20 protein-coding genes are annotated in these 20,471 nt (G+C 58.2%); 6 read left to right on the forward strand and 14 right to left on the reverse strand.

Annotation, left to right across the window (positions count from 1 at the left end; genetic code table 11):
- Positions 1-195 precede the first annotated feature (195 nt).
- The 3 genes from hda to KBP52_RS09910 form a co-directional block, all read right to left on the reverse strand.
- The gene (gene hda / locus KBP52_RS09900; protein WP_007919828.1) at positions 196-900 is read right to left on the reverse strand and encodes a DnaA regulatory inactivator Hda; all 705 of its coding nucleotides are present in this window, start codon (positions 898-900) and stop codon (positions 196-198) included.
- Positions 901-1,107: 207 nt separating this feature from the next.
- Entirely contained in the window at positions 1,108-2,181 is a 1,074-nt protein-coding gene (locus KBP52_RS09905; protein ID WP_212622672.1) for an AI-2E family transporter, read from the reverse strand.
- A 31-nt stretch (positions 2,182-2,212) separates the two neighbouring features.
- On the reverse strand, positions 2,213-3,271 hold the full coding sequence (locus tag KBP52_RS09910; protein WP_212622673.1) for a DUF2066 domain-containing protein: 1,059 nt from the start codon (positions 3,269-3,271) through the stop codon (positions 2,213-2,215).
- 373 nt (positions 3,272-3,644) lie between these two features.
- Between KBP52_RS09910 and purM the strand changes: the two genes are divergently transcribed.
- From purM to KBP52_RS09925, 3 genes are read left to right on the forward strand one after another with little or no spacing between them, the layout of a single operon-like run.
- Complete coding sequence (purM, locus tag KBP52_RS09915) at positions 3,645-4,703, forward strand: phosphoribosylformylglycinamidine cyclo-ligase (RefSeq protein ID WP_077571719.1); 1,059 nt, start codon at positions 3,645-3,647, stop codon at positions 4,701-4,703.
- Entirely contained in the window at positions 4,703-5,353 is a 651-nt protein-coding gene (purN, locus tag KBP52_RS09920) for a phosphoribosylglycinamide formyltransferase (protein WP_077571718.1), read from the forward strand. The genes purM and purN overlap by 1 nt, the downstream gene beginning before the upstream one ends.
- Positions 5,354-5,361: 8 nt before the next feature.
- Complete coding sequence (locus KBP52_RS09925; RefSeq protein WP_102900814.1) at positions 5,362-6,075, forward strand: DUF3108 domain-containing protein; 714 nt, start codon at positions 5,362-5,364, stop codon at positions 6,073-6,075.
- A 400-nt stretch (positions 6,076-6,475) separates the two neighbouring features.
- Here KBP52_RS09925 and KBP52_RS09930 read toward each other — a convergent pair whose 3' ends face one another.
- The gene (locus KBP52_RS09930; RefSeq protein WP_212622674.1) at positions 6,476-8,101 is read right to left on the reverse strand and encodes a methyl-accepting chemotaxis protein; all 1,626 of its coding nucleotides are present in this window, start codon (positions 8,099-8,101) and stop codon (positions 6,476-6,478) included.
- 130 nt (positions 8,102-8,231) lie between these two features.
- Positions 8,232-9,263, reverse strand: a complete 1,032-nt coding sequence (locus KBP52_RS09935) for an amidohydrolase family protein (RefSeq protein WP_176091706.1) — start codon at positions 9,261-9,263, stop codon at positions 8,232-8,234.
- Between the two features lie 153 nt (positions 9,264-9,416).
- Here KBP52_RS09935 and KBP52_RS09940 point away from each other — a divergent pair, with 153 nt between their 5' ends.
- Positions 9,417-9,833 carry an OsmC family protein gene (locus KBP52_RS09940; protein WP_008082948.1) on the forward strand — a complete coding sequence of 139 codons (417 nt, stop codon included), beginning with the start codon at positions 9,417-9,419 and terminating at the stop codon, positions 9,831-9,833.
- Between the two features lie 61 nt (positions 9,834-9,894).
- Positions 9,895-10,761 carry a pirin family protein gene (locus tag KBP52_RS09945; protein WP_123592700.1) on the forward strand — a complete coding sequence of 289 codons (867 nt, stop codon included), beginning with the start codon at positions 9,895-9,897 and terminating at the stop codon, positions 10,759-10,761.
- Between the two features lie 358 nt (positions 10,762-11,119).
- Here KBP52_RS09945 and KBP52_RS09950 read toward each other — a convergent pair whose 3' ends face one another.
- The 4 genes from KBP52_RS09950 to KBP52_RS09965 all read right to left on the reverse strand — a co-directional run bounded on the left by KBP52_RS09950 (position 11,120) and on the right by KBP52_RS09965 (position 14,829).
- Positions 11,120-11,848, reverse strand: coding sequence for a dienelactone hydrolase family protein (locus KBP52_RS09950; protein WP_212622675.1), 729 nt, complete (start codon positions 11,846-11,848; stop codon positions 11,120-11,122).
- 68 nt (positions 11,849-11,916) lie between these two features.
- The gene (htpG, locus tag KBP52_RS09955; RefSeq protein ID WP_077572237.1) at positions 11,917-13,821 is read right to left on the reverse strand and encodes a molecular chaperone HtpG; all 1,905 of its coding nucleotides are present in this window, start codon (positions 13,819-13,821) and stop codon (positions 11,917-11,919) included.
- 82 nt (positions 13,822-13,903) lie between these two features.
- Positions 13,904-14,356 (reverse strand): PaaI family thioesterase, encoded by a 453-nt coding sequence (locus tag KBP52_RS09960; protein ID WP_212622676.1) that lies wholly within the window; start codon positions 14,354-14,356, stop codon positions 13,904-13,906.
- Positions 14,353-14,829, reverse strand: coding sequence for a PaaI family thioesterase (locus KBP52_RS09965; protein WP_123592698.1), 477 nt, complete (start codon positions 14,827-14,829; stop codon positions 14,353-14,355). Before KBP52_RS09965 ends, KBP52_RS09960 begins: the two co-directional genes overlap by 4 nt.
- A gap of 158 nt (positions 14,830-14,987) precedes the next feature.
- Between KBP52_RS09965 and KBP52_RS09970 the strand changes: the two genes are divergently transcribed.
- Complete coding sequence (locus tag KBP52_RS09970) at positions 14,988-15,224, forward strand: hypothetical protein (RefSeq protein WP_007959016.1); 237 nt, start codon at positions 14,988-14,990, stop codon at positions 15,222-15,224.
- A gap of 78 nt (positions 15,225-15,302) precedes the next feature.
- On the opposite strand, the gene KBP52_RS09975 is transcribed toward KBP52_RS09970, so the two are convergent.
- The 5 genes from KBP52_RS09975 to sucC all read right to left on the reverse strand — a co-directional run bounded on the left by KBP52_RS09975 (position 15,303) and on the right by sucC (position 20,471).
- Entirely contained in the window at positions 15,303-15,704 is a 402-nt protein-coding gene (locus KBP52_RS09975; protein ID WP_007919869.1) for an MAPEG family protein, read from the reverse strand.
- On the reverse strand, positions 15,704-16,441 hold the full coding sequence (locus tag KBP52_RS09980) for a DUF599 family protein (RefSeq protein ID WP_077571709.1): 738 nt from the start codon (positions 16,439-16,441) through the stop codon (positions 15,704-15,706). Before KBP52_RS09980 ends, KBP52_RS09975 begins: the two co-directional genes overlap by 1 nt.
- 265 nt (positions 16,442-16,706) lie before the next feature.
- Positions 16,707-18,020, reverse strand: coding sequence for a branched-chain amino acid transport system II carrier protein (gene brnQ, locus KBP52_RS09985; protein ID WP_077571708.1), 1,314 nt, complete (start codon positions 18,018-18,020; stop codon positions 16,707-16,709).
- Positions 18,021-18,423: 403 nt separating this feature from the next.
- Entirely contained in the window at positions 18,424-19,305 is an 882-nt protein-coding gene (gene sucD, locus KBP52_RS09990) for a succinate--CoA ligase subunit alpha (protein ID WP_008082972.1), read from the reverse strand.
- The gene (gene sucC / locus KBP52_RS09995; protein ID WP_007919879.1) at positions 19,305-20,471 is read right to left on the reverse strand and encodes an ADP-forming succinate--CoA ligase subunit beta; all 1,167 of its coding nucleotides are present in this window, start codon (positions 20,469-20,471) and stop codon (positions 19,305-19,307) included. The genes sucD and sucC overlap by 1 nt, the downstream gene beginning before the upstream one ends.

A 20,471-nucleotide genomic window follows, 5' to 3' on the forward strand; every position in this document is an offset into this window, starting at 1 on the left:
GCCGAGACTATGCCCGCTATCAGCCTCATTTGCAAATTCAATCGATCTTTTTGTGACTTCCCGGTTTCTCGTTTACATCTAAGCGCTTAAGCCCATTTGAACCGATACGCGGCCTGCACAGCGTGCAGGAAAGCGGATTTTCTGGCGCCTGAAATATGCCGAAACACGCTGAAAGCCGCAGAATCAAAGGGATAGCTACCAGCCCAGCGTTTCTTTCAGGAAGGGAATGGTCAGCTTGCGCTGAGCCTGCAACGAGGCCTGATCGAGCTGTTCAAGCAAGTCGAACAGCGCACTCATGCTGCGGGTGCCGCGAGTCAAAATAAAATGCCCGACCTCGTCGGTCAGGTGCAGACCACGACGCGAGGCGCGCAATTGCAAGGCGCGCAATTTGTCTTCATCGGAAAGCGGACGCATCTGGAAAATCAGCGCCAGGGTCAGGCGCGATTTCAAGTCAGCCAGTTTGACCGGCAGTTCACGCGGAGAGGTGGAAGCGGCAATCAGCAAGCGCCGACCGCTGTCACGCAGACGGTTGAACAGATGAAACATCGCCTCTTCCCAGTCAGCCTTGCCGGCGATCACCTGCAAATCATCCAGGCAAACCAGTTCGTACTGTTCAAGGTTATCGAGGATTTCGACACCGCGATCCATCAACTCGGCCAACGGCAAGTACACCGCCGGCTCACCCATCTGCTCGAATCGCAGACACGCCGCCTGCAACAGATGCGTACGCCCTACGCCGTGTTTGCCCCACAGGTAGATCAGGCTTTCTGTCCAGCCGGCGTCGGCTTCGCATAGACGCTCGACATAGCCGAGTGCAGCGGCATTGGCGCCTGGGTAGTAGTTGATGAAGGTGGCGTCGTCACGCAGACGCACACCTAGGGGCAGCTGAATCGGTTTCATGCTGACTGAACAGTTCTCAAGGAACCGTTAGTGGCCTCTGTGTAAAGTTTGCGAAGTTTATACCCGTGAAGCTGAGCGCACAATGCGACAGAGTCCAAGCAAAATCAAAGGTTTGCGATAACGCAGTGGATTTATGACAGATTCTTTGGCGCCAGCGCCTGCAGGACACGGGCCAACCCGGCGATTTGCCGGGCCGCCCCTGCGCCATTACAACTGCGGATCGTCAACGCCACTATAGATGTCGGAGTCCTTGTACAAGTCGTGCACATGGCGCACCAGCACCATGATCACCGCCGCCACTGGCAATGCCAACAGCACGCCGGTGAAACCGAACAGTTCGCCGCCAGCCAGAATCGCGAAAATCACCGCCACCGGATGCAGACCGATACGATCGCCCACCAGCAAAGGCGTCAGCACCATGCCTTCCAGCGCCTGACCGACCATGAACACCGCAACGATCCCGACCATCGGATACAGATCGCCGCCAAACTGGAACAGCCCGGCAATCAGTGCCGCGCCAATACCGATCACGAAACCCATATACGGCACGATTGCAGCCAGTCCGGCGATCAAACCGATCAACAGCCCCAGCTCCAGTCCGACAATCATCAGGCCTGCCGCATAGATCACGCCCAGCGCCACCATCACCAGCAACTGACCGCGCACAAACGCGCCCAGTACCTCATGACATTCACCGGCCAACGATACGATGGTCTCTTCCCGATCACGCGGCAGCAGGCTGCGGATCTTGGCCATCATCACGTCCCAGTCGCGCAGCAGGTAGAAACTTACTACCGGGATCAGCACCAGATTGGCCAGCCAGCCGATCAACGCCAGACTGGAGGCCGTTGCCTGACTCAGCACCACGCCGACAATGTCGGTGGTCTGCCCCATGTGCTCGCTGATCGCAGCCTTGACCTTATCGAACTTCCAGAAACCGTCCGACAACCCCAGCTTCGACTGCGCCCACGGCACTGCAGTGTGCTGCAGCCAATCGAGCATTTGCGGCGCCAGTTCGTACAAACGCAGCAACTGCTTGGCGAGCATCGGCACCAGCACCAGCAACAGCGCGGTGACGATCAAGGTGAACAGAGCAAACACCGCGATCACGCCCCAGGTTCGCGACAAACCAAGCCGCTCCAGGCGATCCACCAACGGATCGAACAGATAAGCCAGCAGCAGCGCCACCAGGAACGGCGTGAGGATCGGGTGTAGCAACCATACAAACGCGCAAAGCAGGACTACCCCACCGAGCCAGAACCAACGCCGCGTATCGGCCATGTACCACTCCTGCTTCTATATAAGGAAAGACTTACCAGCGAAACCGCAACGACGGTGCTGCCGGGATCGGGGCTGGCGCCGCGACAGATGTTGCGCCGCTAGCCACTGGCTGTGGCGCTGAAACCTGCGCCGGCGCCTCGGCCGGCAACTCCTGCAACTTCGCCAGCGACAGCTGCGCGCGCATTTGATCGGCGCTGCCATTGACCCGATAGACGATGCGATCACCGTCAACACTTTGCAGACGCACGCCAAACGGTTCGAGTAACCGTAACAGCGCCGCGTAATGCTCCAGATTCATGCCCTGCACTTCCAGAGTCTGCTGCCCCGAAGCGCCGGGCTTGGCCACGAAACGTGGTGCCAGACGCTCGGCCACTGCGAGCATTACCGCATCGGCCACAGCGGCCTGATCGGCGCCCTGCACGCTGCCCGCCTCTTTCTGATCGCCCAGCCACAAGTGCCACTTGGCTTGCCACTGCCCGCCTTCTTCGCGCGCATGCACCGCCAGCAAGGCGTCAGCGTTGTAGCGTTCGGAGGCGCCGCGCAACGGTGCCGGATCCGTGCCTTCCAGCGCTGGCGCCGTGGCAACAAGTTGCTCGCTCAAGTCCGCCAGCGGCAAACGCAACGGCAAGCCGCGATGTTGCGCGGCCGTACGCAACGGCGCCGCAGCGGCCTGACCATCACCCACCAGACTCGAACCCTCGGCCGAATCGTTCAGCCACCAACTCAGGATCGACGGCCGACTGGCCCCCCACAACGACAACCCGGCTCGCCGCAGCGCCTGCTCGGTGGTCGCCGGATCGAAATCGACCTTCAGCACCTCCGGCGGCCCGGCATCGAAACCGAATTGACTGATAATTTGCTGCGGATCCTTGCGAATCGCCGCCAGCCCCGGGTTTTGCGCAGCTTTCGGATCGCCGGTCAGACGCAACACCAGCGTGTCGAGCGCCGCCTGCGTGGCGCGATCACGCTCTTCCGGCGCCTGGCCATTGACCGGCTCACGCACTTGATAAAGGCCTTTGAGATTTTCGGCGTGACTCGCCAGGCTGATCAGAGACAAACAACCCACAAACAACAATTTACACAAACGCATGGAGAATTCCCGTCGACAGGAGCGGCTGGAACAGGCCGCGTGAACCGGTTAAGCAAGGCTGTGACAATCTGCCAGCACTAAACATTCACACGACAGCGGTAAAATTTTGCACAGTGATAACGATAGACGGTTAATCGCCACACTTTATACAGGCGTTCATACGGCTCAATTGCAAAAAATTTCCGCTGATATGGCCCTGCCCGTCGGTGCGAGGATGGCCGCTGCCCCTCAAGCCTGATAAAATCGCGCGCCTTCGCAGACCGGCAACAGCCGGGCACCTCGAAACTCGCGTGAGGCCATCGCCCCGTCGATTTCGAAGTTCCCGCTGAACTCGGTCGTTACCCCTGAATCCCCTCCCCTAAAGGCCTGGATCATGAGCAAGCAACCCTCCCTGAGCTACAAGGACGCCGGTGTAGACATCGACGCCGGTGAAGCATTGGTCGAACGCATCAAGAGCGTCGCCAAGCGCACTGCGCGCCCGGAAGTCATGGGCGGCCTGGGCGGTTTCGGCGCCCTCTGCGAAATCCCGGCCGGCTACAAGCAGCCAGTGCTGGTTTCCGGCACCGACGGCGTCGGCACCAAGCTGCGTCTGGCGCTGAACCTGAACAAGCACGACAGCATCGGCATCGACCTGGTTGCCATGTGCGTCAACGACCTCGTGGTGTGCGGCGCTGAGCCACTGTTCTTCCTCGACTACTACGCCACCGGCAAATTGAATGTCGACACCGCTGCCCAGGTGGTAACCGGCATCGGCGCTGGCTGCGAACTGTCGGGTTGCTCGCTGGTTGGCGGCGAAACCGCTGAAATGCCTGGCATGTACGAAGGCGAAGACTACGACCTGGCCGGCTTCTGCGTCGGCGTCGTGGAAAAGGCTGAAATCATCGACGGCTCGAAAGTCGCCACCGGTGATGCGCTGATCGCTCTGCCATCGTCCGGCCCGCACTCCAACGGTTACTCGCTGATCCGCAAGATCATCGAAGTCTCCGGCGCTGACATCGAAAACATCCAGCTCGACGGCAAACCGCTGACCGACCTGCTGATGGCCCCGACCCGCATCTACGTGAAGCCGCTGCTCAAGCTGATCAAAGATACCGGCGCCGTCAAAGCCATGGCCCACATCACCGGTGGCGGCCTGCTCGACAACATCCCGCGCGTTCTGCCAAAAGGCGCTCAGGCTGTGGTTGACGTGGCTAGCTGGACTCGCCCGGCGGTATTCGACTGGCTGCAAGAGAAGGGCAACGTCGACGAGACCGAGATGCACCGCGTGCTGAACTGCGGCGTTGGCATGGTCATCTGCGTGGCTCAGGAACACGTTGAAGTTGCGCTGAACACCCTGCGTGACGCCGGCGAACAGCCTTGGGTCATCGGTCAGATCGCTGCCGCTGCCGAAGGCGCTGCTCAGGTTGATCTGCAGAACCTTAAGGCTCATTAATGTCCGCAACCTGTGATGTCGTGGTGCTGTTGTCCGGCACCGGCAGTAACTTGCAGGCTCTGATCGACAGCACGCGGACCGGCGACAACCCGGTCCGCATCGCTGCAGTGATTTCCAATCGCGCCGACGCCTACGGCCTGCAACGCGCCAGTGACGCGGGTATCGCCACCCGCTCACTGGATCACAAGGCATTCGAAGGTCGCGAGGCCTTCGATGCTGCTCTGATCGAACTGATCGACGAATTCAATCCGAAACTCGTGGTGCTGGCCGGCTTCATGCGCATTCTCAGCGCTGATTTCGTTCGCCACTATCAGGGTCGCCTGCTCAACATCCACCCGTCGCTGCTGCCCAAATACAAAGGGTTACACACTCATCAGCGCGCGCTGGAGGCCGGCGATACTGAGCACGGCTGCTCCGTGCACTTCGTCACCGAGGAACTCGATGGCGGACCACTGGTCGTACAGGCAGTATTACCGGTAGAGTTGCACGACACGCCGCAGAGTCTTGCGCAGCGAGTTCACGTTCAGGAACACCTGATCTACCCGATGGCTGTTCGCTGGTTTGCCGAAGGCAGACTGGCACTCGGTGAACACGGTGCTTTACTGGATGGCCAGTTACTCGCGGCCAGCGGCCACTTGATTCGACACTAGGAGATATTATGCGTCGCGCCCTGCTCTTCGCTTGCGCTCTGCTCGCCCTGCCCTTCGCGCAGGCAGCGGAACTTCAACCGTTCTCCGCCAGCTACACCGCCGACTGGAAGCAGTTGCCCATGAGCGGCACCGCCGAGCGCAGTCTGGTCAAGGAAGCGAATGGTGTCTGGAAGCTCAGCTTCAAGGCCTCGATGATGATCGCCAGCCTGACTGAAGAAAGCACCCTGACCCTGGACAAGGACACCTTGCTGCCGCAGTCCTACCACTTTGAACGTGGTGGCCTGGGCAAAGCGAAAAAGGCTGATCTGGATTTCGACTGGAACAGCAAAATGGTCACCGGCACCGACCGTGGCGACGCGGTGAAAATCCCGCTGAACCGCGGCATGGTCGACAAGTCCACCTATCAACTGGCGCTGCAACATGATGTGGCTGCTGGCAAAAAGACCATGAGCTATCAAGTGGTCGATGACGGCGAAGTCGATACCTATGACTTCCGCGTGCTGGGTTCGGAAAAAGTCGAAACCAAGGCTGGCAAGATCGATGCGATCAAGGTCGAGCGCGTGCGCGACCCGACACAAAGCAAGCGCATCACCGTCCTCTGGTTCGCCAAGGATTGGGATTACCTGCTGGTCCGCCTGCAACAGGTTGAAACCGACGGCAAGGAGTACAACATCATGCTCCAGGACGGCACGGTCAACGGCAAAACCGTTAAAGGCAGCTGATCCGCCGCAAGAACATAGAGCCCCGCGAAATGCGGGGCTTTTTTTTGCCTGCGTTTAACTCGACTTTTTGTGTCACCTTCGCCCCTCACCCCAGCCCTCTCCCGAGGGAGAGGGAGCCGACCGAGATGTCTCACCAGCTACATCGACCTGAAAGACCGAGTCGATTATGGATTAGATCAGGTCGGCGTAATTTTCTAATCTCCCACGGTCAGCCCCCTCTTCCCTTGGGCGAGGGAGCCGGCCGAGATGTCTGGCGCTATGCATCGACCCGAAAGATCGAGTCGATTATGGATTCTCCAAAGCAAGATCAGGTCGGCGTAACTCGCCAATCTCCCACGGTCAGTCCCCTCTCCCCCTGGGAGAGGGTTAGGGTGAGGGCAGCCTCAGGTTCACCACACAATCAAACCGAAAACTTCGCCACCATGCTGTTCAAATCCACCGCCAACCGCGACAACTCCTGACTCGCCGCACTGGTCTGATTGGCCCCCGCCGAGGTCTGCATCGCCAGATCTCGAATGTTCATCAGATTGCGATCCACCTCGCGCGCCACTGCCGCCTGCTCCTCCGAAGCACTGGCGATCACCAGATTGCGCTCGTTGATCAGCGTGAATGCCGAGGCGATCTCTTCAAGTGCAGTCCCGGCCGCCTTGGCCAACTCCAGTGTGGAACGCGCGCGCACATTACTCTGCTGCATCGAACTCACCGCCGAATCGGTGCCCTGCTGAATGCCGCCAATCATCTGCTCGATTTCCTGGGTCGATTGCTGCGTGCGATGCGCCAGTGCGCGCACCTCATCGGCCACCACCGCAAACCCGCGCCCGGCATCCCCGGCGCGCGCGGCTTCAATCGCAGCATTAAGCGCCAGCAAATTGGTCTGCTCGGCAATCGAACGAATCACATCCAGCACTTTGCTAATGCTGTAGACCTTCTGCGCCAGATCCTCCACCTGACTCGCATTGGCCGTCACATCATCGGCCAGCGATTCGATGGACAACACCGTTTGATGCACCTGTTCACGGCCATGCTGGGCAATGCGATCGGATTCCCGCGAGGCTTCAGAAGTGGCCACTGCATTGCTTGCCACTTCCTCCACTGCGGCCGTCATCTGATTGACCGCCGTAGCCGCCTGTTCGATTTCCAGGCTCTGCTGGTGCAACCCGCGCGTGGCATCCTCCGTGACGCAACTCAGCTCTTCCGACGCCGAGGCCAATTGACTGGAGGACTCGGAGATTTGCCGAATCGTGTCGCGCAGGTTGTGCTGCATGCTCTTGAGCGCGTGCAGCAGTCGCGCCGGCTCGTCCTTGCCACTGATGCTGATATCGCCAGTCAGATCACCACCGGCCACCACCTCGGCGACACCCAGCGATTGCGCCAGCGGCAGCACGATGCTGCGCGTCAGCAGCAGGGCCAGGCCGATGGTAATCAGCGCAGTGCCACCGATCATCACGCCGACCCACACCCGCGAACTGGTAAACACCAGCCGCGCTGCTTCGGTGGCGAGATTGGCATTGTGTTTATTCAGCTCAACCAGTTCGCGTAAGAGCACTGCGATTTCATCGGCCAAGGGACTCATCTGACCATTGAGAATGGTCGCGGCCTCCTCGACCCGATCCTGTGCAGAGAGCTGCATGACCTGCGCCTGGAACTCCAGATACTGGTGCTCGGCAACCTTGAAGCGATCAAACAGCTTGCGCTCCTCGGGCAGTACGATCAGCACGTCATAACGCTGCTGCGCTTCACTGAGTACGCCACGCAGTTCGTTGAGCTTGGTGACATTCTGTTCAAGCGCCTGCGGATCGCGATTGAGCAACAGGCGCATGGTCAGCGCGCGCAGGCGCAGCATGTCCTGACTCATCTCACCGACTGCCATCACACTCGGCAGCCAGTTGTTATCAACCTCGTCGGACTGCGCGCGCATGTTCGACATTTGCAATAAAGCGAACGCCCCAAGGGCAAATACCATCAGCGCCAGCAGGCCAAAACCGAGGCCGGCGCGCGGGGCAATATTGAGACTACGGATACTCATTGCTCTGGTTCCTTCCAAAAGCGCTGCATCAACCCTGCAGCTGGTTGCTTTAGAAGGTATCGGCCCGGCGGAAAAATGCGTAAGACGAAAAGGCGATATCAAAAGGCCTTGATCCTTCGAACCGTTGGCATTAACGATTCAGCGTAGTTTTCTCGGACTTGAGCACCGTTCGCGGCAAGATCGCCAGGAAGTTATCCCGAGCGACTTTTTTCGCAACGTCCTCGGGCAACGCATCGAGGAATGGCTTGAAGCTGTGCATTTCCTCACCGAGTTTGTTGAATCGCCCGACCACGTCTGAACCCAGCATGAAGCGCTCCGGGTATTTCTCGACCAGCGCCAGCCATTCCGGGCGCGGTTTGCCCTGCTCGTCCAGCAGATACGGCGTGAGCATGCTCCATGACAAGTCGATGAACAGATTCGGATACGCCTCAAGCATGCGCGTCAGCGTGGGCAACAGGAAAGTCAGCTGGGTCTGATGCCGATGGATTTCAGCGCTGGTGCCGGCGTGCGCCCAGATAAAACGCGTATGCGGGTGATTACGCAGCGGTTCTTCGATTTCCTTCAGGTACAGCGGATTTTTCTCACGCTTGGAGGTGATGTTGGAATGCAGCAACACCGGCAGATCATTCTCGGCGGCCAGATGGTAGATCTTTTTCATCGCTTCGTTGTTGGCGCGCGGCGTGTCGCCGGACGTCAGCGCCGTGAGATCGTCATGACGGGTAAACACTTCGCCGATGCCCTGCCACAGTCCCGGGTACAGATCGAGCATGCGCTGGATGTGTGCGGCGGAGTTCTTGTCGTTGGGGTTGAAGCCGGAAAGAAACGGATGAAAGTACGGGCGTTGTTCTGCGCTCAGCTTTTGCACCGCATCGGCAACAATCACGTCGGTCGCGCTATACCAGTAAGCATCAGCGTCATCCCCGGCGTAATAGCGCGGGCGCTTGGGTTCATCCTCATGCCACTTCTTGGCGACCGGAATGCCAGAAATCATCACATGCTCGACGGACCCGTCCTTCATCGCCGTCAGCAGTTTCGCCATACCTGCACTTTCCTGGAAAAAATCCACGTAATGCAGGTGTGCATCGCTGTAGGTGTATTCGCGGGCGCTGACGTTGCCGGCAAATACCAACAAACAGGCAAGACTCAAACGATACAGGGACACAAGTAATCTCCAGGAAGTAGGCATAGCCTAGACCGCGCCCTGACGACAAGGGTTCATCCCGCAGGAAAGTGGAACGCGTACCGGTGGGAATGCTCTATAACTGCAAGGTCTTTTTTGATCGAAGCGACTTTTCCTACTGCCAGTGAGGTTCCCATGACCGTTACCGTCAATACCGTCTCCGCTGAAGGTTTTCGTCACACCGTACAGATTGATGATCACGAATTGTTTGCCGATGTGCCGAAGTCGGCCGGCGGCGAAGGCTCGGCACCCGAGCCGCATGATTATTTCGATGCGGCCCTCGGCGCCTGCAAAGCCCTGACCCTGAAGATGTACGCGAAGAAGAAAGACATCCCGCTGACCGGTGTCGGTGTTGACGTCAAACGCGACAACAGCGAAGAGCAGAAAGGCAAATACGTGCTGCACGTCACCCTCACCCTGAAAGGCGTGCTCACCGACGCCCAGCGCGAGGAACTGCTCCGCGTCGCCGACCGCTGCCCGATCCACAAGCTGATGACCACCAGCGAAGTGACGATCGAAACCCACGCCCCGCAAGGCTTCGATAGCCAGTAATCCTCCTGATGCCAGCGGCGGGTTATGCTTCTGGCATCACCCGCTCAGCCTGGAATGCACCATGGACACGCAACCTCTGATCATTCGCCCGCGCGCCGAAGACGTCGAAGGCCAGCCGATTCTGCGCCCGCTGCCGTCAGCCAAATGCCGCAGCGTCGGGCCTTTCGTGTTTTTTGATCACATGCTCGAGACGGTTTATCCGACGGGCAAAGGCATGAACATCCGACAGCACCCGCACATCGGTCTGTCGACACTCACCTATTTGTTTGAAGGCCAACTCCTGCACAAGGACAGCCTTGGCTCGGACCAGGTGGTCAGCGCTGGAGATGTCAGCTGGATGACCGCCGGCAGCGCGATTGCACACGTCGAGCGCACGCCGGAACCGTTGTGGGACCAGAGCTTCACCATGCACGGCTTGCAGATCTGGCTGGCCTCGCCCAAGGATCATGAACAAGGTCCCGGGCATTACAGCCATCACCCGGCGGCGACACTGCCGGTCAGCGATAACCTCGGCGTACAGATTCGCATGATTGCCGGGTCAGGCTTTTGCCTGGAATCGCCGGTGCCGGTGCTTTCTCCTACGTTGTATGCCGAAGTGCAGATGCAAACCGCGACCACCCTGCTGATCCCGACCGAGCATGAAGAACGGGCGGTGTATGTGTTGAGTGGGGATGCGCAGTTGAATGGCCAAGCGATTGAGCCACATGCGTTGGTGGTGTTGCCGGCTGGGGAAGAGATGAGCCTGTTTGCCGAAAGCGATGTGCACGCGGTGGTGTTTGGCGGCGCGCCATTGGACGGGCCTCGGCGGATCAACTGGAATTTTGTGGCGAGCGACCCGGCGGCAATTGATGAGGCGCGGCGCAAATGGGCGGCCGGGGAATGGCCGACGGTACCGGGGGAAGTCGAACGGATTGAATTACCAGGTTAAGCCTTTACCCTCACCCCAGCCCTCTCCCAGAGGGAGAGGGAGCCGACCGAGATGTCTTGCGTCATACATCGACCTGAAAAATCTTGGCGATTATGGATTCACCAAGACACCCTCAGGTCGACGCGTTGGTTGAGCACCCACCATCAGTACCCTCACCCCAGCCCTCTCCCAGAGGGAGAGGGAGCCGACCGAGATGTCTCAGGTTATACGCTGACCTGAAAAGTCTTGGCGACTATGGATTCAGCACAGCCCTTTCAAGTCGGCGTAACTCCCAAGCATCCCCCATTCAGTCCCCTCTCCCTCCGGGCGGTCCGACGTTTCGGGAGGGTTAGGGTGAGGGGCTTTTGCTTTTCAGGCTTTAGCCCTTGAACACTTCATCCAGCAAATCATGCATCGATTTGAACGCGCGCTTGGCGGTCTTCGCGTCGTACATCATCTTGCCCGGCACATTGGCATGCGGATCGGTAAACGAATGCACCGCGCCGCCATAGCTGAGCAACTGCCAATCGACCTTCGCTGCATTCATCTCGTCTTCAAACGCCGGCAACTGCTCTTTCGGCACCAATGGATCGGCAGCACCGTGCAGCACCAGCACCGAGCCCTTGATGTTCTGCGCATCCGCTGGGTTCGGCGAATCCAGCGTACCGTGGAACGACACCGCTGCCTTCACTGGCGCCCCCGTGCGGGCCAGATCCAGCGCACAGCAACCGCCAAAGCAGAAACCGAACACTGCCAGTTTCGACGTATCAACCGCCGCCTCACCCTGCTTCTGCAACTGCTCGAACGCCGCTTGCATACGCGTGCGCAGCAACGCACGGTCGTCCTTCAACGGCATCATCGCCGCGCCAGCCTGATCGGCGTTCTGTGGACGCACAGCCTGACCGTAAACGTCAGCAATCAACACCACGTAGCCCTTGGCCGCCACCGACTTGGCGATTTCTTCGGCTCCGGCGCTGACGCCCATCCAGTTCGGCGCCATCAACAAACCCGGACGCGCGCCTTTTTGCTCGGCGTCGAACGCCAAGCGACCTTCATAGGGCTGGCCGTCAATCTGATAGACCACGGAACGTACAGTGACTTGGCTCATTTCTGACTCCTGATTGGTTAAACACCAGAATGAAAAAACCCGCCGAAGCGGGTTTTTCTACGACTTGATTAAACCGACAGTTCAACCAGCAGCTTGTTCAGGCGGCGCACATACGCGGCCGGGTCTTTCAAGCTATCGCCGGCAGCCAGAGCAGCCTGATCAAAGAGGATGTGCGACAGGTCGCCAAAACGCTCTTCGCTCTGCTCGCCATCGAGTTTCTCGATCAGCGGGTGGCTTGGGTTGAATTCGAAGATCGGCTTCGAATCCGGAACCTTCTGCCCGCTGGCTTCGAGGATCTGACGCATTTGCAGACCCAGATCCTGCTCGCCGATAGCCAGGATGGCCGGCGAATCGGTCAGACGATGCGATACGCGGACTTCAGCCACGGAATCGCCCAGTGCGGTTTTCAGACGCTCAACCAGACCTTCTTTGGACTTGGCGACTTCTTCTGCGGCTTTCTTGTCCTCTTCCGAGTCCAGATTGCCCAGATCGAGATCACCACGTGCCACGTCGACAAACGTCTTGCCGTCGAACTCGCTGAGGTAGCTCATCAGCCACTCGTCGATGCGGTCGGTCAGCAGCAGCACTTCGATGCCTTTCTTGCGGAAGACTTCCAGGTGCGGGCTGTTCTTGACCTGCGCGTAGGTTTCGCCGGTGAGGTAGTAGATCTTGTCCTGACCTTCCTTGGCGCGTGCCAGGTAGTCGGCCAGACCAACGATCTGCTCGCCTTCGTCGCCATTGGTCGATGCGAAACGCAGCAGACCGGCAATTTTCTCTTTGTTGGCGAAGTCTTCGGCCGGGCCTTCTTTCATGACCTGACCGAAGTTCTTCCAGAAGCCTTTGTATTGCTCAGGCTCGTTCTTCGCCAGTTTTTCCAGCATGTCGAGCACGCGCTTGGTCAGCGCAGTCTTCATCGAATCGATGATCGGGTCTTTCTGCAGGATCTCGCGCGACACGTTCAGCGACAGGTCGTTGGAATCGACTACGCCTTTGATGAAGCGCAGGTACAGCGGCAGGAACGACTCGGCCTGATCCATGACGAACACGCGTTGCACGTACAGCTTCAGACCTTTCGGCGCTTCACGCTGGTACAGGTCGAACGGCGCGCGGGCCGGCACGTACAGCAGCGAGCTGTATTCGAGCTTGCCTTCGACTTTGTTGTGGCTCCAGGCCAGCGGGTTTTCAAAGTCGTGAGCGATGTGCTTGTAGAACTCCTGGTATTCCTCGTCCTTCACTTCAGTGCGCGGACGGGTCCACAGGGCACTGGCGCGGTTGACGGTTTCCCACTCAACGGCCGGAGCCTCTTCGCCTTCGGCAGCTGCAGCTTCTTTCGGCAGCTCGATCGGCAAAGCGATGTGGTCGGAGTACTTCTTGATGATGTTGCGCAGACGCCAGCCATCAGCAAACTCGTCTTCTGCAGCTTTCAGGTGCAGAACGATGCGGGTGCCGCGCTCCGGTTTGTCGATGGTGGCGACTTCGAACTCGCCCTCGCCTTTCGACGACCAGTGCACGCCTTCGCTGGCCGGGGTGCCGGCGCGACGGGAGTACACGTCAACCTGGTCGGCAACGATGAAGGCGGAGTAAAAGCCGACACCGAACTGGCCGATCAGGTGCGAATCTTTCTTCTGATCGCCCGAGAGGTTCTTCATGAAATCAGCGGTGCCGGATTTGGCGATGGTCCCCAGGTGGGTGATCACATCGTCACGGTTCATGCCGATACCGTTGTCTTCGAGGGTGACGGTCTTGGCGTCCTTGTCGAAGCTCACACGGATTTTCAGATCAGCGCCACCTTCGAGCAACTCTGGCTTGGCCAGGGCTTCGAAGCGCAGCTTGTCGACAGCGTCAGAGGCGTTCGAGATCAATTCGCGAAGGAAAATTTCCTTGTTGGAATACAGCGAATGGATCATGAGGTGCAGCAGCTGCTTTACCTCGGTCTGGAAGCCCAGGGTTTCCTTTTGAGTTTCCACACTCATGGTCATCAAACTCCAATCAGATGGCAGTGGCCGCGACCCGAAATGGTCGGCGGCGGGTTGTCTTGTGAGTTTGGGGCGCTGTTCAGGATTTCAAGGGCTCATCGATTTTGAAGTGTGCACGCGCGGTGGCAATCGGTTCGCTTTCGGTACTTTGCCAGGCCGTGATCGCGACGTTGGCGACGCGCCGGCCCTGGCGGCAGACCTGACACGTGGCCCAGGTGTCGCGAAACTGCCCGGCGCGCAGGTAATCAAGGGAGAAATCGATGATCTTCGGCACGCCCGGGGTCTCGGTGAAAATCAACAAATGCAGCGCGGCTGCCAACTCCATGAACCCGGCAATCACCCCACCGTGAATCGCCGGCAATAAAGGGTTACCAATGTTGTCCTTGTTCGCCGGCAGCTTGAACAGCAATTCATCGCCGACACGTGAGCATTCGATGCCGATCAGCCCGGCGTAGGGAATCAACTGCAACAGCGGCGCGTAGTCGCCCTCAGCGTGAGCCTGCTGCAACTGCTGTTTCAGATCATCGCTCATTGCCCTGCTCCCTTGATCGCGCCGCCGAAGCCTTTGGTGCCTTTAAGGCCCTTGCCCATGCGCATGAACGTACCGACGACGTGGGCGATGGGTTGTTCGGGATCGTCCTGATAGGCGAAACCACGAGCGAAGATCACATCGGTGGTTACCCGGTAGCACTGGGCGAAGCCATAGACGTCTTTGTTCGGTTCGGCGGCGTGCATATAGTCAATGCGCAAATCGAGGGTCGGGCAGACTTCGAATTCCGGCAACACACAGAGCGTCGACATCCCGCAAGCGGTGTCCATTAACGAGGTAATTGCGCCACCATGAATGACCCCGGTCTGCGGATTACCGACGATTTGCGGGCTATAAGGCAGGATCACCGTGAGCCCTTCGCTGGAGGCTTCATGTACTCGCAAACCAAGTACCTGGCAGTGTCTTAACGCTGAAAGAAATCGCGTCGCGCGCTCAAAAACGGGGTTTTCAGCCATATGATAATTACTCTCGTTAAAGCCATTGGCCAGTAGTAGCGAACAGACCAAAAGTTCCGTAGCAAAACAAACTTATATATCTGAAACAAATGAGGAACTTAACCTGTAGCGCCAAGCTCTTAAGGCCAGTAGTTATTTTCCATAAGGAGAAACACCCCATGCGTAAGACTTTAGCTATTGCCTTGATGTTGACCGCTTCCCTCGGTCTCGCTGCCTGCGATAAAAAATCCGAGGACAAAGCTCAAGATGCCAACCAACATGCTGAACAAGCTCAGCAAGACATGAACAAAGCTCAGGATAAAGTGAACGACGCTGCGAAAGAAAACGCCGAAGCTGCCAAAGCTCAGGCTGAATCGAACGCTGCCGCGCAAGAAGAAGCTGCCAAGAAGCAATAATTCGCTTTTTGCTGCAGAAAAAAGAAAACCCGCCAAGTGCGGGTTTTCTTTTGCCTGTCATTTAGTGCCAGGCTCGCCTTAGAGCAGGACAGTTCTAAAAGTCGGACTAATCATCAGTAACAGCGAGCACAGTACGCCAACTACCCAAACCAGGCTGCGCAGCTTGGGCTGGTCGGCCAGATAGAGCCACAAGTAGAGGATTCGCGCGATAACAAAAACGATTGCCAATGTATCGATCAGCCATCCTGCCGTTTGCGTGGTGTGCGCCATCAACACACCGACCGCAAACAACATGAACGCTTCAATCGTATTCTGATGCGCCGCCAGCGCCCGTGCGCCGTAGCCGGTCAGTTGCGCTTGTTGCTGGCGCGGCAAGTGGTTGTTGTAACCGCCCTGCTCTTTCATCGCCTTGCCCACCGGCATACGCGCGATGTAAATCAACAACGCAGTGATAAACACACACCAGAACGGAATACTCATCAAGCGACCTCTTTGTTTGTTTCGGGAAGGGGGGCTTCTGTAGGGGTATAGACCATGACATCGAGAACGTCGGAATGAAACTCGCGGCGGTACAGGACCAATACCACACCGGCGCTCATCAGCATGAACAACCATGGGCTGACGAACCACGCGAGCATGGTCATGCCGAAGTAGTAAGAGCGCAGCCCGAAGTTGAACTGGTTGGCCGCCATCGAAATCACTCGCGCCGCCCGCGCAGCGAACGCCTTGCGCTCCTGTTCGGAGACATGTCGCTCACCGATCATTGGCGCCGAGCCGACCAAAACCGCCGCAAAGTTGTACTGACGCATGCACCAGCTGAAAGTGAAGAAGGCATAGACGAACACCATCGCCAGACACAGCAACTTGATCTCCGACATGCCCTGCGACGCCTGTTGCACCATAGGAATATCTGCCAGCAACGACACTGCCCGCTCCGACGCGCCAAGCACAGTGAGAATACCGGCGAGAATAATCAGCGTGCTCGAGGCGAAGAACGAGGCGTTACGCTCAAGATTCCCGATCACACTGGCGTCGGCGATGCGGTTGTCACGCAGCAACATGCGGCGCATCCAGTCTTCGCGGTACAGGTGCAGCACGCTCGCCAGACACGCTGTATCGCGGCCCTTCCAGGAGGCATAACGGGTATAACCGCCCCAGCAGATGACAAACCAGACGGCCGCGAGCAGGTGGATCAGGTTGGCTTGGATGAACGACATGCAATTCCTTGTGAGGTGTGTACACGCACTGATTACTTGTGGGAGCGAGCTTGCTCGCGAAAGCGGTGTGTCAGCCGCCATCAATGTTGCGCGATACGCCGCTTTCGCGAGCAGGCTCGCTCCCACATTGAGATTTAGGCAACCCTTCGACGTTAGCTCAGGGAAAAAGACACTGCCTGACGCGCATAAAAAATGCCCCGTATCGATTGATACGGGGCATTTCTGTTTAAGCGTTGAAGACCCGCTTTTGGCGAGTCAGACAACGTCAGGCAACCGCTTCGCTGCGCTTGCCCAGCAGGCGATCGCAAACCACTGCAACCACCAGGGTCATCACGCACGGCACCAGCCACGCGAGGCCCTGCTCGCTCAGTGGCAGGTGCGACATTTGCGATGGCATCCAGTCGGCCAGACCGGCGCCTTTCAACGCGTCGATGGTGCCGAAGACGAACGACACCAGCATCACCGGGCCGAGAATGCGGCCGTGCTCATGCCAGAAGTCTTTGCAGAAGCTCAGCGCCACCAGCACGATGCACGGCGGATAGATCGCGGTCAGCACCGGAATCGAGAAGGCAATCAGCTTGGTCAGACCCAGGTTGGATACCAGCAGCGAGAACGCCGCCAGAATGATCACCAGGGTCTTGTAGGACAGTGGCAGCACACGGCTGAAGTATTCGGCACACGCACAAGTCAGACCGACCGCCGTCACCAGACACGCCAGCGAGATCAGTACCGCGAGGAAACCGCTGCCCAGCGAACCGAAGGTGTGTTGCACATACGCGTGCAGTACCGCCGCGCCGTTGGTCGCGCCCACGGCCACTTCGTGGCTGCCGGAACCGAGACGGAACAGACTGATATACACCAGCGCCAGACCGACGCCGGCGATCAGGCCAGCAATGATCGCGTAACGGGTGATCAGCGCCGGCGACTCGACGCCACGGGAGCGGATCGCGTTAACGATAACGATGCCGAACACCAGCGCCCCGAGGGTATCCATGGTCAGGTAACCATTGATGAACCCTTGAGAAAACGGTGCCGCCACGTATTCCGGCGTACCGTGGCCGATGTCACCCGCCGGCAAGGCGAATGCAGCGATGCCGAGGACTGCCAGCGCGATAATTTTCAGCGGCGCGAGGAAGCGGCCAACGGTGTCCAGCAAACGCCCAGGGTAGAGCGAGATGAAGAACACCAGCAGGAAGTACACCGAGCTGTAGAGGAACAGTGCCAACGGGCTTTCGCCGGTCAACGGCGCCAAGCCTACTTCAAAGGATACGGTTGCGGTACGCGGGGTGGCGAACAACGGGCCGACTGCCAGGTAGCACGCAGCCGCGAGAATACCGCCAGCGATCTTGCCGATCGGGCTGCTCAGCGCATCCATCGCCCCACCGACCTTGGCCAGTGCAACGACAGTGATCACCGGCAAACCCACTGCGGTGATCAGAAAGCCCAGCGCGGCCATCCAGACGTGAGGTCCGGCCTGCAAGCCAACGATAGGCGGGAAAATGATGTTGCCAGCCCCGACGAACAGGGCAAACGTCATAAAACCAAGTGCCAGGATGTCCTGACCTTTCAAAACTTTCATTAAGGTAATACCACACTACTGAATCGGAATTTAGAGGGGGATTGCCCTGTGTAATTAGGGAAATGCTGTCGATCCGTATGGGACTGACCCTTAAAGCGCGTTGCATGCCTTGTGGGCGGTAGACGCAAAAATGGCTGCTAGCCTAACGAATTTGGCGTGTAAACGCACTGTTAGAGGGCGAACTATCCGATACGCGACGTTTCCGTGTCGCGTTTTTGCATGTAATTGGGTAGATGGCTATAAATCGCTTTCGCGAGCAAGCTCGCTCCCACTTGGAAATGCGTACAAATGTGGGAGCGAGCTTGCTCGCGAAGGCGATATCACTGATGACGCAGGTGCCAGAAACGACAAAGGCCACCCGAAGGTGGCCTTTGTTTGGTGAAGCGTCAGCTAAGCGCGTGGCTTACTTGACAGCCCAACCAGTCAGCTCGGCCAGGGCCTTGCCGATGTCTGCCAGCGAACGCACGGTTTTAACGCCTGCGTCTTGCAGTGCAGCGAATTTCTCGTCTGCAGTGCCTTTGCCGCCAGAGATGATTGCGCCAGCATGGCCCATGCGCTTGCCCGGAGGAGCAGTCACACCAGCGATGTAGGAGACAACCGGCTTGGTCACGTGTGCCTTGATGTAGGCAGCCGCTTCTTCTTCAGCCGAACCGCCGATCTCACCGATCATTACGATCGCTTCGGTCTTCGGGTCTTCCTGGAACAGCTTCAGGATGTCGATGAAGTTCGAACCCGGGATCGGGTCGCCACCGATGCCGACGCAAGTCGACTGACCGAAACCGGCGTCAGTAGTTTGCTTCACAGCTTCGTAGGTCAGGGTGCCGGAACGCGAAACGATACCGACCTTGCCTGGCAAGTGAATGTGACCTGGCATGATGCCGATCTTGCACTCGCCCGGAGTGATAACGCCTGGGCAGTTAGGGCCGATCAGGACTACGCCCAGCTCGTCGCACTTAACTTTAGCGTCCAGCATGTCCAGGGTAGGAATGCCTTCGGTGATGCAGACGATCAGCTTGATGCCGCCGAATGCCGCTTCCAGGATCGAATCTTTGCAGAAAGGAGCCGGAACGTAGATCACGGAAGCGGTAGCGCCAGTGGCTTCTACTGCGTCTTTAACGGTGTTGAACACTGGCAGACCCAGGTGCTCGGTGCCGCCTTTGCCAGGAGTAACGCCACCAACCATCTTGGTGCCGTATTCGATGGCTTGCTGGGTGTGGAAACTACCTTGCGAACCGGTAATACCCTGGCAGATAACTTTGGTGTCTTTATTGATCAGGACGCTCATTATTTGCCCTCCGCAGCTTTGACAACTTGTTGAGCAGCGTCGGTCAGGCTGGTAGCAGCGATGATGTTCAAACCGCTTTCTGCCAGTACTTTAGCGCCCAGCTCAGCGTTGTTGCCTTCAAGGCGAACAACAACCGGGATTTTCACGCCGACTTCTTTCACAGCGCCGATGATGCCTTCGGCAATCATGTCGCAGCGAACGATGCCGCCGAAGATGTTGACCAGTACTGCAGCGACGTTGGTGTCGGACAGGATGATCTTGAACGCTTCAGTTACGCGTTCTTTGGTAGCGCCACCACCTACGTCGAGGAAGTTGGCTGGCTTGCCGCCATGCAGGTTGACGATGTCCATGGTACCCATGGCCAGGCCAGCACCGTTGACCATGCAGCCGATGTTGCCTTCCAGTGCTACATAGTTCAGTTCGAACTTGGCAGCGTGCGCTTCGCGCGGATCGTCTTGCGACGGATCGTGGAAAGTCTTCAGCTTAGGCTGACGATACATTGCGTTGGCGTCGATGTTGATCTTGGCGTCCAGGCAGTGCAGATCGCCGTCAGCCTTGATCACCAGCGGGTTCACTTCCAGCAGAGCCAGGTCGTGATCCTTGAACAGTTTGGCCAGACCTACGAAGATCTTGGCGAACTGAGCAACCTGCTTGCCTTCCAGACCCAGCTGGAATGCCAGCTCGCGACCCTGGAATGGCTGAGCGCCAACCAGTGGATCGATAGTGGCCTTGAGAATTTTTTCTGGAGTGTCGTGAGCGATTTTCTCGATGTCCACGCCACCTTCGGTGGAAGCCATGAACACGATGCGACGGCTCGAACGGTCAACGACAGCGCCCAGGTACAGCTCTTTAGCGATATCAGTGCACGATTCAACCAGGATCTTGGTGACTGGCTGGCCATTGGCGTCAGTCTGGTAAGTCACCAGACGCTTGCCCAGCCACTGCTGTGCGAAGGCTTTGGCGTCTTCTTTGCTGCGAACCAGCTTGACGCCGCCCGCTTTACCGCGACCACCGGCGTGGACCTGGGCTTTGACAACCCACTCGCTGCCGCCGATTTTGTCGCAAGCTTCTGCTGCTGCTTCCGGGGTGTCTACTGCGTAACCAGTGGAAACTGGCAGGCCGTATTCAGCGAACAGCTGCTTACCCTGATACTCGTGAAGATTCAT

It is taken from the genome of Pseudomonas sp. SCA2728.1_7, from assembly GCF_018138145.1.
GTDB lineage: Bacteria > Pseudomonadota > Gammaproteobacteria > Pseudomonadales > Pseudomonadaceae > Aquipseudomonas > Aquipseudomonas koreensis_A.

Excerpts from the sequence above, each read along its gene's own strand:
- hda (WP_007919828.1), bottom strand. The coding sequence starts at position 900 with ATGAAACCGATTCAGCTGCCCCTAGGTGTGCGTCTGCGTGACGACGCC.
- KBP52_RS09905 (WP_212622672.1), bottom strand. The coding sequence starts at position 2,181 with ATGGCCGATACGCGGCGTTGGTTCTGGCTCGGTGGGGTAGTCCTGCTT.
- KBP52_RS09910 (WP_212622673.1), bottom strand. The coding sequence starts at position 3,271 with ATGCGTTTGTGTAAATTGTTGTTTGTGGGTTGTTTGTCTCTGATCAGC.
- purM (WP_077571719.1), top strand. The coding sequence starts at position 3,645 with ATGAGCAAGCAACCCTCCCTGAGCTACAAGGACGCCGGTGTAGACATC.
- purN (WP_077571718.1), top strand. The coding sequence starts at position 4,703 with ATGTCCGCAACCTGTGATGTCGTGGTGCTGTTGTCCGGCACCGGCAGT.
- KBP52_RS09925 (WP_102900814.1), top strand. The coding sequence starts at position 5,362 with ATGCGTCGCGCCCTGCTCTTCGCTTGCGCTCTGCTCGCCCTGCCCTTC.
- KBP52_RS09930 (WP_212622674.1), bottom strand. The coding sequence starts at position 8,101 with ATGAGTATCCGTAGTCTCAATATTGCCCCGCGCGCCGGCCTCGGTTTT.
- KBP52_RS09940 (WP_008082948.1), top strand. The coding sequence starts at position 9,417 with ATGACCGTTACCGTCAATACCGTCTCCGCTGAAGGTTTTCGTCACACC.
- KBP52_RS09945 (WP_123592700.1), top strand. The coding sequence starts at position 9,895 with ATGGACACGCAACCTCTGATCATTCGCCCGCGCGCCGAAGACGTCGAA.
- KBP52_RS09950 (WP_212622675.1), bottom strand. The coding sequence starts at position 11,848 with ATGAGCCAAGTCACTGTACGTTCCGTGGTCTATCAGATTGACGGCCAG.
- htpG (WP_077572237.1), bottom strand. The coding sequence starts at position 13,821 with ATGAGTGTGGAAACTCAAAAGGAAACCCTGGGCTTCCAGACCGAGGTA.
- KBP52_RS09960 (WP_212622676.1), bottom strand. The coding sequence starts at position 14,356 with ATGAGCGATGATCTGAAACAGCAGTTGCAGCAGGCTCACGCTGAGGGC.
- KBP52_RS09965 (WP_123592698.1), bottom strand. The coding sequence starts at position 14,829 with ATGGCTGAAAACCCCGTTTTTGAGCGCGCGACGCGATTTCTTTCAGCG.
- KBP52_RS09970 (WP_007959016.1), top strand. The coding sequence starts at position 14,988 with ATGCGTAAGACTTTAGCTATTGCCTTGATGTTGACCGCTTCCCTCGGT.
- KBP52_RS09975 (WP_007919869.1), bottom strand. The coding sequence starts at position 15,704 with ATGAGTATTCCGTTCTGGTGTGTGTTTATCACTGCGTTGTTGATTTAC.
- KBP52_RS09980 (WP_077571709.1), bottom strand. The coding sequence starts at position 16,441 with ATGTCGTTCATCCAAGCCAACCTGATCCACCTGCTCGCGGCCGTCTGG.
- brnQ (WP_077571708.1), bottom strand. The coding sequence starts at position 18,020 with ATGAAAGTTTTGAAAGGTCAGGACATCCTGGCACTTGGTTTTATGACG.
- sucD (WP_008082972.1), bottom strand. The coding sequence starts at position 19,305 with ATGAGCGTCCTGATCAATAAAGACACCAAAGTTATCTGCCAGGGTATT.
- sucC (WP_007919879.1), bottom strand. The coding sequence starts at position 20,471 with ATGAATCTTCACGAGTATCAGGGTAAGCAGCTGTTCGCTGAATACGGC.